We start from the raw sequence: 13,753 nt of genomic DNA, 5'->3' as shown, positions 1-13,753 counted from the left end.
GAATGACACTCTCTCCGATACTAGTCGTCCTCGCGCAGACTGCTCCACTCGATAGTGTGTTTGGCTTCCAACTCTCCGACTCGATTATTTTGTGGAGCGGTGCCGCCGTTATCACCATCCTTATCGGATTGTCGGCGTTCTTCTCGTCTTCGGAGATTGCGATGTTCTCGCTCGCTCAACACCGCGTTGAGGCGCTGGTCGAAGACGGTGTTGCGGGTGCCGATACCGTCGCGGCGCTCAAAGACGACCCGCATCGATTGCTCATCACGATTCTCGTGGGCAACAACATCGTCAACATCGCCATGTCCTCGATTTCGACGGGACTGCTCGTGTACGCCGGCTACTCGCAGAGCACGGCGGTCGCAGTTGCCACCTTCGGCATCACCGCACTCGTCTTGCTGTTCGGCGAGAGCGCGCCGAAATCGTACGCCGTCGAGAACTCAGAATCGTGGTCGCTTCGAATCGCCAAACCGCTCAAATACTCCGAGTACGTCCTGCTCCCACTCGTCGTCCTCTTCGATTACCTCACTCGGATCGTCAACCGCGTCACCGGCGGCCGGTCGGCGATCGAGACGTCGTACGTCACGCGCGACGAGATTCAGGACATGATTCAGACGGGTGAGCGCGAGGGCGTCATCGAGGAGGACGAGCGCGAGATGCTCGACAGAATCTTCCGATTCAACAACACCATCGCTAAGGAGGTGATGACCCCCCGCCTCGACATGACCGCTGTCCCCCAGGACGCGGGTATCGACGAAGCCATCGAGACGCTCGTTCAGGCGGGCCACGAGCGCGTGCCGGTGTACGAGGGCAGTCTGGACAACGTCATCGGTATCGTCACGGTGCGTGACCTCGTGCGCGAGAAGAACTACGGCGAAGGGGGCGACGGTCTCAAGCTCGGCGACCTCATCCAGCCTACGCTTCACGTCCCCGAGAGCAAGAACGTGGACGAACTGCTCACCGAGATGCGAGAAAACCGGATGCAGATGGTCATCGTCATCGACGAGTTCGGGACGACGGAGGGGCTCATCACCATGGAGGACATGGTCGAAGAGATCGTCGGCGATATCCTCGAAGGCGAGGAAGAAGAGCCCATCGAGTACGTGGACGACGACACGGTCATCGTCCGCGGCGAACTCAACATCGACGAGGTGAACGAAGCGATGGACATCGACCTCCCCGAGGGCGAGGAGTTCGAGACCATCGCTGGATTCATCTTCAACCGCGCGGGCAGGCTCGTCGAGGAAGGCGAGGACATCGAATACGACGGTGTTCGCCTCCACGTCGAACAGGTCGAGAACACCCGTATCATGAAAGCCCGCATCACGCGCTTGAACGACGACGAGGTCGAAGCAAACGCGATCGAAGAGGGTGTCGAGTCCGGCGTCGAATAGTCGTCACGGCGCTCGATCATTTGTCTTCGTGGGACGCCGTCAGTGCCTATCCATCGTCGTTACGTCCAGTCCCTGGTATCACATATCTGTGAACCATTGCAATTACGTGATTCTATTCGACAACCTGTTCTATGCCCGAAATCGGAGTAGTAGTTGCCGACTTCTACGTGGAAATCGCGGAGGGGATGGAACGACGAGCCAGGGAGTATGCTGACAGTCGGGGTGCAACGATCGCCGAGGTCATCACCGTTCCAGGTGTCTACGATACACCACTTCCGGTGGATAAGCTCGCCAGGCGGGATACAATCGATGCGGTCGTCGTTTTAGGTGCCATTATCGAAGGCGACACGAATCACGATCGAGTCGTCGCGCACGCCGCAGCACGAAAACTCGCCGACGTGAGCTTAGAGCGTGATGTTCCCGTGACGTTCGGGGTGGTCGGCCCTGGTATGAGCCGGGCAGCGGCGGACGAACGAATCGAATACGGAGCGAATGCCATGAACAGCGCCCTCGATATACTCGACGCGCTTCCGGGGGACGCTAACTGAATCACCGCGCTGTGGCCGGCGACACAACCGCCGAAAAATCGCCCGGCGACACAACCGCCAGAGGCCAGCTTACTCTCCGGAAAATCTTCGATTTTCCGGGCCGACGAATCCCTCGAAGGAGCGTCGAAGACGCGACTGAGGGGGTGAGGAGTGCTTTTGGTCGAGCTTTTTACAGGGAGGCAGGCCGAGTCGCTCGCCCGAGCGACTCGGCACCCGACCGCAGAAAGAGGTAATTTAGAATGAAACGTTCGTCTCCATCCCTTCGGTTGCGTCGTCCAGTCCATCCTGCTGGATATCCTGTGCCATCCGGTCGGAGAGCTCGCGGTCGTGGAGGATATTCTCGAACTCGTTGGTGAACTGCTGGTTGGCCGTCCGCGCTTCGTCTCTCGCTTCGACGATGTGCTGGTAGCGTCGGGCTGTCGATTCGCTGATATCGAGTTCGGCTGCACAGTCAGAGAGAGGGGTATCGTCTGCGAGAAGTGCGCGGAAAGTTCTGATATCGAACGGGACGTCGGTTTCCGACCGCCGGAAGAGATGGAGATCGATCCGCGATCGGGCGACGGTGTCCTCACTCGCGTCGAGTTCGCTGGCGATCTCGTCGTCCTCGTCCCCGGCATAGAACCGCCGGACGACTGTCACCAGTTCCTCCGTGGAGAGCGAGGTGTCGAACTCGTAGCGCTCGCGCATATCCTCGATGACGTCGCGCAGTCGTTCGTCCACCTTCTCCTCCGACCCGAGCGACCCGTGTGTCTCCTCCTGCGCTTCCGTAACCGTCGCTTCGTCCGTCACATCCATGAAGATGTCACGAAGTTCCTCCGTTTTCTTATCCATGGCGCGTTTGTGACGTCTGAATCCTATAAAAACCTGTTGGGCGGGCGCTAAAATTTTCCATGCTGTGATCCGACGAACCAAGACCGTCAACCGAAGCTATCATACTGGTTGACGAGCGACGATTCGCCATGTCAACCGAAACGAGTTCGGTCGAACTGGTCGGTGAACAGACCGTCGGAAACGTCGCTCGTACCGCGCTGTTCGCGGCCATTGTCGGCGCGTTCGCACAGGTGTCGTTTCCCAACCCACTCGCTCCTGCGATTCCGGTCACACTGCAAGTGCTCGGCGTCTTCCTCGCCGGGCTCTTCCTCGGGCCGCTGTGGGGGAGCGCCTCGCTCGTCCTCTACCTCGTCGCGGGTGCTGTCGGCGCGCCGGTCTTCGCAGGCGGCTCTGCCGGATTCGTCGAACTGGTCGGCCTGACGGGCGGCTATCTGCTCTCGTACCCCGTCGCCGCGTTCGTCATCGGCGCGATCGTCCACGGCGGTCTAACACTCCGTGACCCGAAATCTGCGGGAATCCCTCGACTGGTCGCGGGGATGGTCGCCGGAACTGCCGTCATCTACGCCTTCGGTACCGTCGGCTTCTCGCTCGTCGGCAACTACGCGCTCACCGAAGCCTTCGCACTCTCGGCGCTGGCGTTCATCCCCTTCGAGGCTGTCAAGATCGCCGCCGCGGTCGGTATCGTAAGGAGTGACCGCGTCACCGCCGAATGATAGCGACGCGGAACCTCGTCCACCGATTCGGCCAGTCGGTCGTCCTGGACGGTATCTCGCTCACCATCCCCGACAGTGAGTTCGTCGTCCTCACCGGTCCGAACGGAAGCGGAAAGACGACGCTCGTCCGGCATTTCAACGGACTGCTGACGCCGGACGAGGGGCAAGTTCTGGTCGACGACGTGCCGGTCGAAGACGACCTCGTGGCCGCACGAACGCGCGTCGGGATGGTGTTCCAGCATCCGCGCGACACCTTCGTCTCCGCGACTGTCGGCGGGGACGTCGCCTTCGGCCCGGAGAACCTCGGTCTTTCGCACGACGTGATCGACCGCCGAGTCGAGGTGGCCCTGTCCGCGGTCGGGATGGCAGATCGCCGCGATGCGCGAATCGGAACCCTCTCCGGCGGCGAGTGCCAGCGGGTCGCCATTGCGGGCGCACTGGCAATGGAGCCAGCCCACCTTGTGTTGGACGAACCGTTCACCGGATTGGACGCGCCAGCCCGTGAGTCGGTCGTCGAGCACCTCGCTACCCTTTCGGCTGAGGGAACAGGTGTCGTGGTCGTCACTCACGACCTCCGAGACGTGTGGTCGCTCGCGGATCGGGTAGTCGCACTCTCTGATGGTCGAATCGCGGTCGATGGCTCACCGGGGGAGAGCGAGGACGAACTCAGCGAACTCGGGGTGCGAGTGCCATGACGCTCTCCTATCGACCAACTGGGTCGCTCGCCGAGCGCGTCGACCCACGGGTGAAACTACTCTTTCAGGCCGGATTCGCGGTCGCCGCCTTCGCACACACGACGCCTCGTGGACTCGCCGTGTCGACCGGACTGGTGGTGTTGGTGCTCGTGGGAGCCGCTACGTCGCCGCGCTGGATTCTTCGGGAGTTCCGGTACGTCTTCCCGTTTCTGCTCGGTGGGCCGTTGTTCGCGGCGCTGTCGTTCGGCCCTCCGTGGGTCGTCCCCGCGGAGGCGGTCGCCCCCCTTCTGGCGAGCTATCGCGTCTACCTCGTGCTCTGTGTCAGCGCGGCCTACGTCCGCACGACCCCGATCCGGGAGTCGCGCGCGGCGATCCAGTGGGCGGTACCGGGGCGACCGGGCCAGTTTCTGGGGATGGGTGTCGCGTTCGTCTTCCGGTTCCTGCCGGTCTTACAGGCCGATCTACGGTCGATTCGGCAGTCGATGGCTGCCCGGCTCGGCTCGGAACGACCGCTCTCGGAGCGGATGCAACTCATCGGTGCTATCGGACTGGCGCGCGCGTTCGACCGAGCAGACCGCTTCTCGCTCGCACTCCGCGCTCGTTGTTTTGCGTGGAATCCAACCCTTCCCCCGCTGTCGGTTTCACGGTGGGACGTCCCGGTCGCTTCTCTCGCACTGGTGATACTGGGGTGGGGATTCACATAAACTCCCAACAAGTTTTGTATTCTCGCACGACAGCGCGGAGATGGATGGGAAGTAAGACTTAAGCGACTCGTCTCCACCTGATAAAACATGGCAAACTTCGTGCTTTCGCAGGCGACGGGTGTCACGCGCCCGACGTTCTGGAAAATCGGACTGCTCGGTGAGGCGGTGTTCTACTACCTCGCCGCGGTGGCCGTCGTCGTGTTCCTGTACGGCGTTTACGGCCGGTTCGAACGCTTTACGCAGGGAGGCGACGACTGGTTCGACCGACTCGACGACCTGCCGGGGCGAATCGTGCGCGCGGCGAAAGTCGTCATCTCGAACGAGAAGCAGTTCAACCGCGACCTCTACGGCGGGTTGATGCACTCGTTCATCCTCTGGGGCTTTCTGACCCTGCTCATCGGGACGACCATCCTCGCAATCGACATGGACGGCTATCGGAAGTTTACCCACTACGTGCTCGGCAACGAGCAATCGTTCTTCGTCGGCGACTTCTATCTCGCCTATTCGCTGGTGATGGACGCGATGGGCCTGCTGTTCGTCGTCGGCGTCGGCATGGCCATCTACCGGCGCTACTGGGTGCGCAATCACCGTCTCTGGGGTAAACACACGAGTCTGGAGGACGACCTGTTCATCTGGACGCTGTTCCTGCTCGGCGTCGGCGGCTACATCACGGAAGGGTTCCGAATCCTCGGAACCGGTGCCCAGGACTTCGAGACGGTCAGCTTCGTCGGCTGGTTCGTCAAGGACGTGCTCGAGATCGCTGGCGTCACACCCGCGATGGCGACCGCGTGGTATCCGGTGACGTGGTGGTCGCACGCGCTCTTGGCGCTCGTCTTCGTCGCGTCGATCCCCTACGCCAAGCCGTTCCACATGCTCTCGTCGTTCGCCAACGTCGTCACGTACGACGAGAAGGCTGGCAAGCGTCTCCCCGGTGTTCCGGCAGACGCCAGCCCCGACGAGATCGGTGCGAGTAGCATCGACGATTTCTCGTGGCGACAACTCCTCGACCAGGACGCCTGCACGAAGTGCGGTCGCTGTTCGTCGGTCTGCCCCGCGAAGGCATCCGGTCGACCACTCGATCCGCGCGACGTGATCCTCGACCTGAAACAGTACCGTGAGAACCTCGATGCAGGCCAGACGGACGAGAAGCCCATCATCGCCGACGGTGGGGCGAGCGTCATCGACAGCGAGACGATGGAGTCCTGCATGGCCTGCATGGCCTGCATGGACGCCTGTCCGGTCGACATCGAGCATCTCACCTCCTTCACCGAGATGAACCGTCGGCTCACCGAGTCCGGCCAGATGGACGCCAACGTCCAGGACGCGATGATGAACGTCTTCCAGAATGGGAACGCCTTCGGCGACCCCGAGCGCAAGCGCCCGGACTGGACGGACGAACTCGACTTCGAGATTCCGGACGCCCGCGACGAGGACGTGGAGTTCCTCTGGTACGTGGGCGATTATCCGTCCTACGACGAGCGCAACCGCCGGGTCGCGCGCTCGTTGGCGACTATCTTCCACGAGACGGGCGTCTCCTACGGTATCCTCTACGAGGACGAGCGCAACGACGGCAACGACGTGCGCCGCGTCGGTGAGGAAGGGCTGTACGAGATGCTGGTCGAGGACAACGTCGCTGCCTTCGAGGAGTGCGATTTCGACAAGATCGTCTGTACCGACCCGCACAGCTACAACACGTTCAAAAACGAGTATCCGGAGATGGTCGAGGAGTTCGACGCCCCCGTCTACCACTACACGCAGGTCGTCGAAGAACTGTTCCAGTCGGGCCAGATGGGACTGTCGGGTACCGAACTCGATTACACCGTCACCTATCACGATCCGTGTCACCTCGGGCGCTACAACGACGAGTACGAAGCTCCGCGTGAGATCGTCCGCGCGACCGGCTGTACGCTGGACGAGATGCCGCGTAACCGCGCCAACTCGTTCTGCTGTGGCGGCGGCGGTGGCGGCCTCTGGATGGACTTCGAAGAAGACCCCAAGCCGAGCGAAGAGCGTATCCGGGAGGCACTGGAGGACACCGACGCCGCGAATGCAGTCGAGAAGTTCGTCGTCGCCTGCCCGATGTGCATGACGATGTACGAAGACGGGCGGAAGACCGGTGATTTCGAGGACGAGATCGAGATCGTGGATGTTGCTGAGTTGGTCGTCGAGGCGTTGGGTGCCGAAGAGCGCATCAAAGTGTCAGCGTAACTCCGACCACGATCTCTCTACGACCCCGATTTCTCTGTTGTGGTGTCTCGGCTACTTCGTGTTGGAATCACTACCACCGAGTTCGCTGCTAACGCGAGAGGCAACACCGTACCCGCAGAAGGTGCTTGGATACAAGACCGCGACCGCAGGAGTCGCTAAGGTCAACGCCGCAGCCGTACAGCAGGAGTTTCTAGGGCAAAACACCGCAACCGCACCGCAGGAGTCACTCGGGTGACATCCTCACACGACTAACGTCGTGGGCTTTCCACGCCCGTTTGCGCTGGTTTGGGAACCTCGGGTTTACGACCCGACACGCCGATGAGAGTGCCACGCCCCCGTTACTCCTATCCTGTGAAGGACTCGAAGGTACCTGATTGTTTCGTGTCGGTCTGCGTGTCCGAGGGCTTACTTATTTGGTAAGGCAAATACCGAATCAACTGCCAGTTTTCGGACAGTCAATCACGACGGGAGTCCGTCGCAACGACAATCACAGAGACACAGTGTGGGCACTCGATTCTTTCGATTTTGGCGTTTGAAACCGATGACGGCGATTCATCCCACGACTGAAGTCGTAGGTTTTCTCGCCTGCAATTATATAACATACCGCCACCGCATGCGGACGGGCGGCCCGACCCGCCGGGGCCGCCCGTCCTCGCGGCCCCGTCCCTCCCCGGTGGCGTGCGCCTTCGCCGACTGCTGGCGCAGTCGCACGCACTGCGCGACCGGAAAGCGGTTGGTTGGCTCCCGGCCTACGAAATTCCTGAAGCACATTCCAGTAGAAAACAGTACATATCAGTAGAAATCTCTTTCACTCCGTCGTCGCCGCGTCGATCGCACGGGCTATCAGCCCGGCCTGCGCTCCGGCGACGAATCCGGCGTCGATGTTCACGGTCGAGAGGACGGTACAGGACTGCAACATCCCCGACAACGCGGCTTCGCCCCCGCTGGCGTGGCCGTAGCCGTTCGACACCGGGAGTCCGATGACGGGGGTGTTCACCAGTCCGGCGACGACGGTCGGAAGCGCGCCCTCGCGTCCAGCGGCGACGACGAGCACGTCTACAGCGCGGAGGGCGTCCACCTCGTCCAGCACGCGCACCAGTGACGCAACACCGACGTCGTGGAGTTCCTCGACGGTCGCCCCCATCTCTGCAGCGACGATGGCGGCCTCTCCGGCGGGGATGGCGTCGCTCGTCCCCGCGCTGACGATACCGACCGTGGCATCGAGTTCGGGCGGTTCGAACGCCGCTGCGTGCGCGACGAGGATGTTCGCGCGTTCGCGCGTTCGCACGTTCGCGTCCGGATGCTCGTCCGCGAGACGTGCGCGGACGGCCTCAACCTGCTCGTGGTCTGCCCGCGTGACCAGCGCGCGCCCCGCCGTCTCCACTGCGGTCGTCGCGAGCGCGGCTACTTCCTCCGGTGTCTTGCCGTCGCAGAGCACCGCCTCCGGGACGCCGCGGCGCGTCTCGCGCGCGGCATCGAATCTCCCGGCCTCACTGGTTGCGTAGCCCGAAATCTTCGCTTCTGCTTCAGAGACGCTTAAACTGCCGTCTGCGACCGCTTCGAGTAATTCGCGCATATTCGACCTTCTGTGTCCCTCCTACTCCGGTCTGTCGGCTCGGCCCCTCGTTTCTTCTCCACTTAAATCTTTTGGCGAGGGCGACAGAGTAGGAGAGATTCTTCGAAACGTGGCCGTTCGCCGAAGAATTTGGGAAGCTTTATTAACTGGGATGCGGAACGTCGAACTTGTATGGCAGACCTTATTGTCAAAGCCGCTGTGAAGGAAGCGCTCGACGACAAAAACGTTGCGTCGGACTTCTACGACGCACTCGACGAAGAAGTCGCTGGCCTCCTTGACGACGCCGCCCGACGTGCCGAGGAAAACGACCGGAAGACGGTCCAGCCGCGCGACCTGTAAATAAGACACTTCCTTTCATTATTTTTCGCCCCACGAGCGACAGCTGTCGGCGAGATAGAGGATCTCTGGCGGCGAACCGCTACAGTCGCTGAACGTCGACGCCGTCGTCGGTGCCGACGTGGATCTCGTCTGCCATCCCGACGAACAGTCCGTGTTCCACCACGCCCGGAATCGAAGCGAGATCACCTGCCAGCTCGCCGGGTGAGTAGATCTCGCCGAACGCACAGTCGAGGACGAGGTTCCCGTTATCGGTCACGACCGGGCCGTCCTTGTGCGCCGCCTCGCGCAGTGTGGGGTCGCCGCCCAGTACGCACACGTCGTCGGCGACCGTGGTTCGCGCCGCTGGAAGCACCTCCACCGGAACCGGGTGGCTCAGCCGCTCCGCCGCCTTGCTCGGATCGGCGACGACGAGAAACCGGTTCGCAGCCCCATCGACCACCTTCTCGCGGGCGTGCGCCGCTCCGCCGCCCTTGATGAGGTGTGGCCCGGCGAACTGGTCTGCCCCGTCGATAGCGAGGTCGATAGCCGACACCGAGTCGAGATCGACCAGTGGGATTCCTTCGTCGCGGGCCAACTGCCGCGATTGGAACGAGGTCGGAACACCCTGCACGTCGAGTCCAGCGTCGACCTTGCGGCCGATGGCTCGAATCGCATGGGCCGCCGTGCTCCCCGTGCCCAGTCCGACCACCATCCCGTCCTCGACCGCTTCCGCCGCGCTCTCGCCAGCGTTTCGCTTTGCCTCGTCGCTTCCACCCGTCGTTTTCATATGTGGGTGGATTCTTGCGTGGCTCGGAAAAAAGCTTGCTAGCACGGATGGACGGAGATGGATTTCGAGAGGGATCTAACACGCTTGCTGTCGGCGCGCGCTGGCGTGGCGGCGAGGGACCCGAGGTTTCTCCGAAACCTCGAGTGCGGTGCAACCGCGAGCGGACGTCCGAGCCGCCGCCGAAGTCGTGCGAGGTCTTCGTGAGCGACGCGAGCGACCGGGGGTTTTCTGGCGCAACTCGATAACAATCGCTCATCCACCGGAACGACGCTATTACGGTACCCGTTTCGTTCGGCGGCAGGGTTTTGTGCGTTTGCTCCGTTCCAGTCCGTATGACTGCTGGCCGCCACACGACCGTGAGCGATTGCGAGAGGCATCGGGAGTTCGGCTGATGGACGCCCGCCAGACCTTCAGCATGAGTTGGCGCTCCATCCGGAGCCACAAGCTCCGCTCGTCGCTGACGACCCTCGGCGTCATCATCGGCGTCGCGGCGGTCATCGCGCTTGCAACACTCGGCGCGAGCGTGCAGGCGAGCATCATCGGCGACGTCGGTGGTGAGGAGGCCCAGCAGATCTACGTCTGGGCTGGTCCGGACACCCAGGGTGGTGGCGGTGGCGCACCCGGTGCGGGCGCACAGCCCGTGTTCACCCAGCGCGATATCGACCACATCTCCGGCATCGACGGCGTCGAGACCGTCATCCCGCGTGGTACCGTCCCGACCACCGGATTGCGCTACGGAAACGACACCGTCGCTCGAAACGAGGTGGTCGCCATCACCCCCGCGTACTTCGCCGGTGCCGAGTTCGAATCGGGCCGCGCCTTCGAATCGGGCGCGGGCGAAGTCGTCCTGAACACGGCGGCTGCGACTCAGTTCGAGCAGAACGTCTCGGTCGGCGACTCGATCTCGATCCTCCGGGTGAACGGCTCTGCCACGAACGCCACCGTCGTCGGCATCCTGAACGGCTCGGCGAGCCAGGGGCCGTTCGAGGGCTTCGCCTCCCAACCGCGTATCTACGCTCCGCCCGCCCCATTCTACGAGACGACCATCCAGATGGAAGGCGAGAATCAGCGCGTCTACCCGCTCATGACGGTCGTCACGACCAACCCCGACGCGGTCGAACCGACTCGTGACAGAATGCTCGCGTACCTCCGAAACGATTCGGACGCCGCGTCGCTCACGCCGACGGATTACGAGTTCAGCGCCCGGACGAACGAAGAACTGCTCCAGCAGGTACAGGACCTGCTCAACACGCTGACCGGCTTCGTCACTGGGATCGCCGTCATCTCGCTCGTCGTCGGTTCTATCGGCATCGCCAACATCATGCTCGTCAGCGTCACCGAGCGCACGAAGGAGATCGGCATCATGAAAGCCGTCGGCGCGCAGAAACGCGACGTCATCCAGTTGTTCCTCGTGGAGGCCGTCTTGCTGGGGCTGCTCGGCGCGCTCGTGGGAACGCCGGTCGGTGTCGGCGCGGCGTACCTCGTCGCGGGCTACATCGACGTGTCGCTCGTCTTCCCACTGGAGTGGTTCGCCATCGCTGTGGGTGTCGGTGTTCTCGTCGGCGTGGTCGCAGGCCTCTATCCGGCGTGGAGTGCGGCCCGCACCGACCCGATCGACGCGCTCAGGTACGAATAAAAAAGCTGGACGTTCGGAGCCACAGTTACAGGAGACTACACTTCTCACATCACGTTGGATGCGGTTGCCCCCCGCATTCAGTGGGGAAGGGGGGGTTTCTATTTCCCTGCGCTTCCCGCGACGCTCGGTCGAGTGTCGTGCCCGAGTCAGTCTTCGAACGGAAGGACGCCCGGCTCCTCGACGACGACCCACCAATGGGGGTCAGCCTTGGGGTGTCGCCGCTCTACGTGTTCCCGCAGCTCGTCCCCGCGTTCGAAATCACGGCCACAGAGGTTACAGCGATGGTGTCGTTTTCGAGCCATGCGACTAGAACGCTCGGAGACCGGTAAAACTCATCGACGGTTTTGCCCTTGCATCTCCCTGAAATCGTCCCGTTGCCCGACCGCTTTCGTACCGCCCATAGCACTATCTCCCTCCGTCTCGTATCCTCGCCTATGCCACGTGAGCAACTGGTACAAGCGGCAGAGGAACTGAAACAAGCCAGTGCGGACGTGTCGGGTGAGACGAAAGACCGTCTCGAAGCACAGGCCGAAACGCTTCGCAGCCTCGCCGAGGCCGACCACGGCCCTGATCACGGCCGACTCGACCGAATCATGCACGGGCTCTCGGAACTGAAAACCGAGGTGGACGACGAGACTGCCGAGCGAATCGACAGTGCCTACGACCACGTCAAGGCCCACCGCGAGACCGTGAGTGGGGTATGACGCCGGTACCCTGAGCAGACGACATCACTCTGAAATCGAAACGCCTAGCACACAGGTTTCGGATTGACGCCCATCGATTCCAGCGATTCGGTGTACTCTTCGTAGGCAGCCTGGATCGCACCACTGGCGGCTTCTTTCGCTTTTTCCCAATCGTCGTCGGAGTCGCAGGTGTCGGCGAGCACGTCGAGCGTCTGCTCTAACTGGTCGCCGAGGTCGCCTTTCAGGTCGCGGAACAACTGCGCCGTCTGCGGGTCGGCCTGCCCAGTGAAGAACCCCGTCAGTTGCGATTTCGACTTCTCGCTCGCCAGCGTGCGACCGACGAACCCGCCGAGGCGTGCGCGCGTGTCGTCCAATCCGCGAAGATACTCGTGAAGAGCGGGCGTCTCGCTTGGGTCGTGGTCGTCTACCCTCGCGGACACCGTCTCGTAGTGTTCCGCCTCGGTGTCCGCGATCCGGGCGAACACCTTGCTCGCTTCCACGTCGTCTTCTTCATCGGCCCACTGCTCGAACGTTCGATGGGCGGCGTGCTCGGCGTCCGCGGCGGCGCGAAACACTTCATCGGGTTCCATCTCGCCGCCCGTCGCGGCGTACAGCGACTTCGAAGAACCGAGGCGCGAGAGGGCGGTTTCGTTCGCTTTGCGGACGGCATCGACGAATTCGTCCGAATCCATACTCCCTCGTACAGTCGCGCACTGCTTGTATTCTCCGACCTCGGAAAAAATGGACCCGATCAGTGCATCTCGTCCAGAGAGACGAAGGTGTCAGCATCAGTGGTTATCCAACTGGCCATTCGTTCGAGGCGGTCGGCGTCTGCCGAGTAGATCGTACATCTGTCCGGTCGGCCATCGTACTCGACGACGACCGACGTCAGTTCGTACTGTGACTGGCTGGCACTCGGCTTCGGTTCGGGCGGCTCGGTCGGTTCGCGGAAGGTGTCGAAACAGCCGGTCGTCGAGTTCTCGTGCGGATCAGTGGATGCCACGATATAGAGATTCGGCTTCGTCTCAATAATCACTGCTAGTAGTTCTCTGGAGAGCTATGTACTGCTCTTCCGATCTGGATTTCTGTCGGCCGATTTCGTAGGCGGACGTTCTCGACCGAGCCGTTCGACGTACTCTGCTTGCCACCGCCTCGTCGCCACTCGTTCGGCGTCACCGTCGAAGAGGTGGTCTGTGAGCGATTCGGGAGCGACCCATCGAACTGCCTGGAGGTCGTCGAGGGCGACTGCATCCCTGGTGTCTGCTTCACAGTGATAGAGCACCTGGATGCTGTTCTTCTCGACGTCGTGACCCCACGGGAAGGTCATGACATCGACGAGCGCTTTCACTTCCACGTCGAGTCCGGTCTCCTCTTCGATCTCCCGCTTCGCGGCGGTTTCGATGTCTTCACCGTACTCGACGTGCCCCCCGAGAAGATGCCACTCTCCACTGATCGGGTGGCCCGGCGTTTCTTCTTTCTGACCGATAAGCACCTCTCCATCGTGTGTTATCAACCCCTTCACGACCGTGCGAAATCTGTCCCGACTCATACGTGCAGTCGTAGTGTCGTGAACCGTCATTCTGTCGATACTATATCATAAATATGAGAACGAGATTCCGCCTCTCTGCTGGCGAAAAACCGATTTCGGGCCTTCTCGACC

16 protein-coding genes are annotated in these 13,753 nt (G+C 62.0%); 9 read left to right on the top strand and 7 right to left on the bottom strand.

All coding sequences use genetic code 11. The features are described 5' to 3' along the window. The first annotated feature begins 2 nt into the window (after positions 1 to 2). Both ACR3FE_RS11390 and ribH read left to right on the top strand, forming a co-directional pair. Positions 3 to 1,394 (top strand): hemolysin family protein, encoded by a 1,392-nt coding sequence (locus ACR3FE_RS11390; protein WP_458207250.1) that lies wholly within the window; start codon positions 3 to 5, stop codon positions 1,392 to 1,394. Positions 1,395 to 1,525: 131 nt separating this feature from the next. Then, positions 1,526 to 1,942: a 6,7-dimethyl-8-ribityllumazine synthase gene (ribH, locus tag ACR3FE_RS11385; protein WP_458207249.1), complete on the top strand. Its 417-nt coding sequence runs from the start codon at positions 1,526 to 1,528 to the stop codon at positions 1,940 to 1,942. A gap of 234 nt (positions 1,943 to 2,176) precedes the next feature. On the opposite strand, the gene ACR3FE_RS11380 is transcribed toward ribH, so the two are convergent. Further along, complete coding sequence (locus ACR3FE_RS11380) at positions 2,177 to 2,773, bottom strand: conditioned medium-induced protein 4 (protein WP_458207248.1); 597 nt, start codon at positions 2,771 to 2,773, stop codon at positions 2,177 to 2,179. Positions 2,774 to 2,901: 128 nt separating this feature from the next. Between ACR3FE_RS11380 and ACR3FE_RS11375 the strand changes: the two genes are divergently transcribed. From ACR3FE_RS11375 to ACR3FE_RS11360, 4 genes are all read left to right on the top strand, one after another. Next, positions 2,902 to 3,486 (top strand): biotin transporter BioY, encoded by a 585-nt coding sequence (locus tag ACR3FE_RS11375; protein WP_458207247.1) that lies wholly within the window; start codon positions 2,902 to 2,904, stop codon positions 3,484 to 3,486. Next, the gene (locus ACR3FE_RS11370; protein WP_458207246.1) at positions 3,483 to 4,181 is read left to right on the top strand and encodes an energy-coupling factor ABC transporter ATP-binding protein; all 699 of its coding nucleotides are present in this window, start codon (positions 3,483 to 3,485) and stop codon (positions 4,179 to 4,181) included. The genes ACR3FE_RS11375 and ACR3FE_RS11370 overlap by 4 nt, the downstream gene beginning before the upstream one ends. Next, positions 4,178 to 4,885 (top strand): energy-coupling factor transporter transmembrane component T family protein, encoded by a 708-nt coding sequence (locus ACR3FE_RS11365; RefSeq protein ID WP_458207245.1) that lies wholly within the window; start codon positions 4,178 to 4,180, stop codon positions 4,883 to 4,885. Before ACR3FE_RS11370 ends, ACR3FE_RS11365 begins: the two co-directional genes overlap by 4 nt. Positions 4,886 to 4,972: 87 nt before the next feature. Then, positions 4,973 to 7,093 (top strand): (Fe-S)-binding protein, encoded by a 2,121-nt coding sequence (locus tag ACR3FE_RS11360; protein WP_458207244.1) that lies wholly within the window; start codon positions 4,973 to 4,975, stop codon positions 7,091 to 7,093. An 808-nt stretch (positions 7,094 to 7,901) separates the two neighbouring features. Here ACR3FE_RS11360 and larB read toward each other — a convergent pair. Further along, on the bottom strand, positions 7,902 to 8,669 hold the full coding sequence (gene larB / locus ACR3FE_RS11355; RefSeq protein WP_458207243.1) for a nickel pincer cofactor biosynthesis protein LarB: 768 nt from the start codon (positions 8,667 to 8,669) through the stop codon (positions 7,902 to 7,904). 171 nt (positions 8,670 to 8,840) lie between these two features. Between larB and ACR3FE_RS11350 the strand changes: the two genes are divergently transcribed. Beyond that, on the top strand, positions 8,841 to 9,008 hold the full coding sequence (locus ACR3FE_RS11350) for a DUF1931 domain-containing protein (RefSeq protein ID WP_458185959.1): 168 nt from the start codon (positions 8,841 to 8,843) through the stop codon (positions 9,006 to 9,008). A gap of 79 nt (positions 9,009 to 9,087) precedes the next feature. Here ACR3FE_RS11350 and rpiA read toward each other — a convergent pair whose 3' ends face one another. Continuing rightward, on the bottom strand, positions 9,088 to 9,774 hold the full coding sequence (rpiA, locus tag ACR3FE_RS11345; protein WP_458207242.1) for a ribose-5-phosphate isomerase RpiA: 687 nt from the start codon (positions 9,772 to 9,774) through the stop codon (positions 9,088 to 9,090). Positions 9,775 to 10,165: 391 nt separating this feature from the next. Between rpiA and ACR3FE_RS11340 the strand changes: the two genes are divergently transcribed. Continuing rightward, positions 10,166 to 11,410 (top strand): ABC transporter permease, encoded by a 1,245-nt coding sequence (locus ACR3FE_RS11340; RefSeq protein WP_458207241.1) that lies wholly within the window; start codon positions 10,166 to 10,168, stop codon positions 11,408 to 11,410. 146 nt (positions 11,411 to 11,556) lie between these two features. Here the strand turns inward: ACR3FE_RS11340 and ACR3FE_RS11335 are convergent, their stop codons facing one another. Further along, a complete protein-coding gene (locus ACR3FE_RS11335; RefSeq protein WP_458207240.1) occupies positions 11,557 to 11,712 on the bottom strand; it encodes a C2H2-type zinc finger protein in 156 nt (51 codons plus the stop codon). Positions 11,713 to 11,844: 132 nt separating this feature from the next. On the opposite strand from ACR3FE_RS11335, the gene ACR3FE_RS11330 reads away from it, so the two are divergent. Next, positions 11,845 to 12,114: a DUF7553 family protein gene (locus tag ACR3FE_RS11330; protein ID WP_458207239.1), complete on the top strand. Its 270-nt coding sequence runs from the start codon at positions 11,845 to 11,847 to the stop codon at positions 12,112 to 12,114. Positions 12,115 to 12,158: 44 nt separating this feature from the next. Here ACR3FE_RS11330 and ACR3FE_RS11325 read toward each other — a convergent pair whose 3' ends face one another. The 3 genes from ACR3FE_RS11325 to ACR3FE_RS11315 are packed head-to-tail and all read right to left on the bottom strand — an operon-like array spanning position 12,159 to position 13,642. Next, positions 12,159 to 12,785 carry a rubrerythrin family protein gene (locus tag ACR3FE_RS11325; protein WP_458207238.1) on the bottom strand — a complete coding sequence of 209 codons (627 nt, stop codon included), beginning with the start codon at positions 12,783 to 12,785 and terminating at the stop codon, positions 12,159 to 12,161. Between the two features lie 59 nt (positions 12,786 to 12,844). Next, positions 12,845 to 13,096 (bottom strand): DUF7511 domain-containing protein, encoded by a 252-nt coding sequence (locus ACR3FE_RS11320; RefSeq protein ID WP_458207237.1) that lies wholly within the window; start codon positions 13,094 to 13,096, stop codon positions 12,845 to 12,847. Positions 13,097 to 13,150: 54 nt separating this feature from the next. Further along, positions 13,151 to 13,642 (bottom strand): NUDIX hydrolase, encoded by a 492-nt coding sequence (locus tag ACR3FE_RS11315; protein WP_458207236.1) that lies wholly within the window; start codon positions 13,640 to 13,642, stop codon positions 13,151 to 13,153. Positions 13,643 to 13,753 lie beyond the last annotated feature (111 nt).

The sequence above is a fragment of the Haladaptatus rarus genome, assembly GCF_054177585.1.
This window is presented reverse-complemented; position numbering and strand designations above follow the sequence as displayed.

Bases quoted from the DNA above. Each gene is read 5' to 3' on its own strand.
- ACR3FE_RS11375 (WP_458207247.1), top strand. From the start codon at position 2,902: ATGTCAACCGAAACGAGTTCGGTCGAACTGGTCGGTGAACAGACCGTC.
- larB (WP_458207243.1), bottom strand. From the start codon at position 8,669: ATGCGCGAATTACTCGAAGCGGTCGCAGACGGCAGTTTAAGCGTCTCT.
- ACR3FE_RS11340 (WP_458207241.1), top strand. From the start codon at position 10,166: ATGGACGCCCGCCAGACCTTCAGCATGAGTTGGCGCTCCATCCGGAGC.
- ACR3FE_RS11370 (WP_458207246.1), top strand. From the start codon at position 3,483: ATGATAGCGACGCGGAACCTCGTCCACCGATTCGGCCAGTCGGTCGTC.
- ACR3FE_RS11380 (WP_458207248.1), bottom strand. From the start codon at position 2,773: ATGGATAAGAAAACGGAGGAACTTCGTGACATCTTCATGGATGTGACG.
- ACR3FE_RS11365 (WP_458207245.1), top strand. From the start codon at position 4,178: ATGACGCTCTCCTATCGACCAACTGGGTCGCTCGCCGAGCGCGTCGAC.
- rpiA (WP_458207242.1), bottom strand. From the start codon at position 9,774: ATGAAAACGACGGGTGGAAGCGACGAGGCAAAGCGAAACGCTGGCGAG.
- ACR3FE_RS11330 (WP_458207239.1), top strand. From the start codon at position 11,845: ATGCCACGTGAGCAACTGGTACAAGCGGCAGAGGAACTGAAACAAGCC.
- ACR3FE_RS11315 (WP_458207236.1), bottom strand. From the start codon at position 13,642: ATGAGTCGGGACAGATTTCGCACGGTCGTGAAGGGGTTGATAACACAC.
- ACR3FE_RS11335 (WP_458207240.1), bottom strand. From the start codon at position 11,712: ATGGCTCGAAAACGACACCATCGCTGTAACCTCTGTGGCCGTGATTTC.
- ribH (WP_458207249.1), top strand. From the start codon at position 1,526: ATGCCCGAAATCGGAGTAGTAGTTGCCGACTTCTACGTGGAAATCGCG.
- ACR3FE_RS11350 (WP_458185959.1), top strand. From the start codon at position 8,841: ATGGCAGACCTTATTGTCAAAGCCGCTGTGAAGGAAGCGCTCGACGAC.
- ACR3FE_RS11325 (WP_458207238.1), bottom strand. From the start codon at position 12,785: ATGGATTCGGACGAATTCGTCGATGCCGTCCGCAAAGCGAACGAAACC.
- ACR3FE_RS11360 (WP_458207244.1), top strand. From the start codon at position 4,973: ATGGCAAACTTCGTGCTTTCGCAGGCGACGGGTGTCACGCGCCCGACG.
- ACR3FE_RS11390 (WP_458207250.1), top strand. From the start codon at position 3: ATGACACTCTCTCCGATACTAGTCGTCCTCGCGCAGACTGCTCCACTC.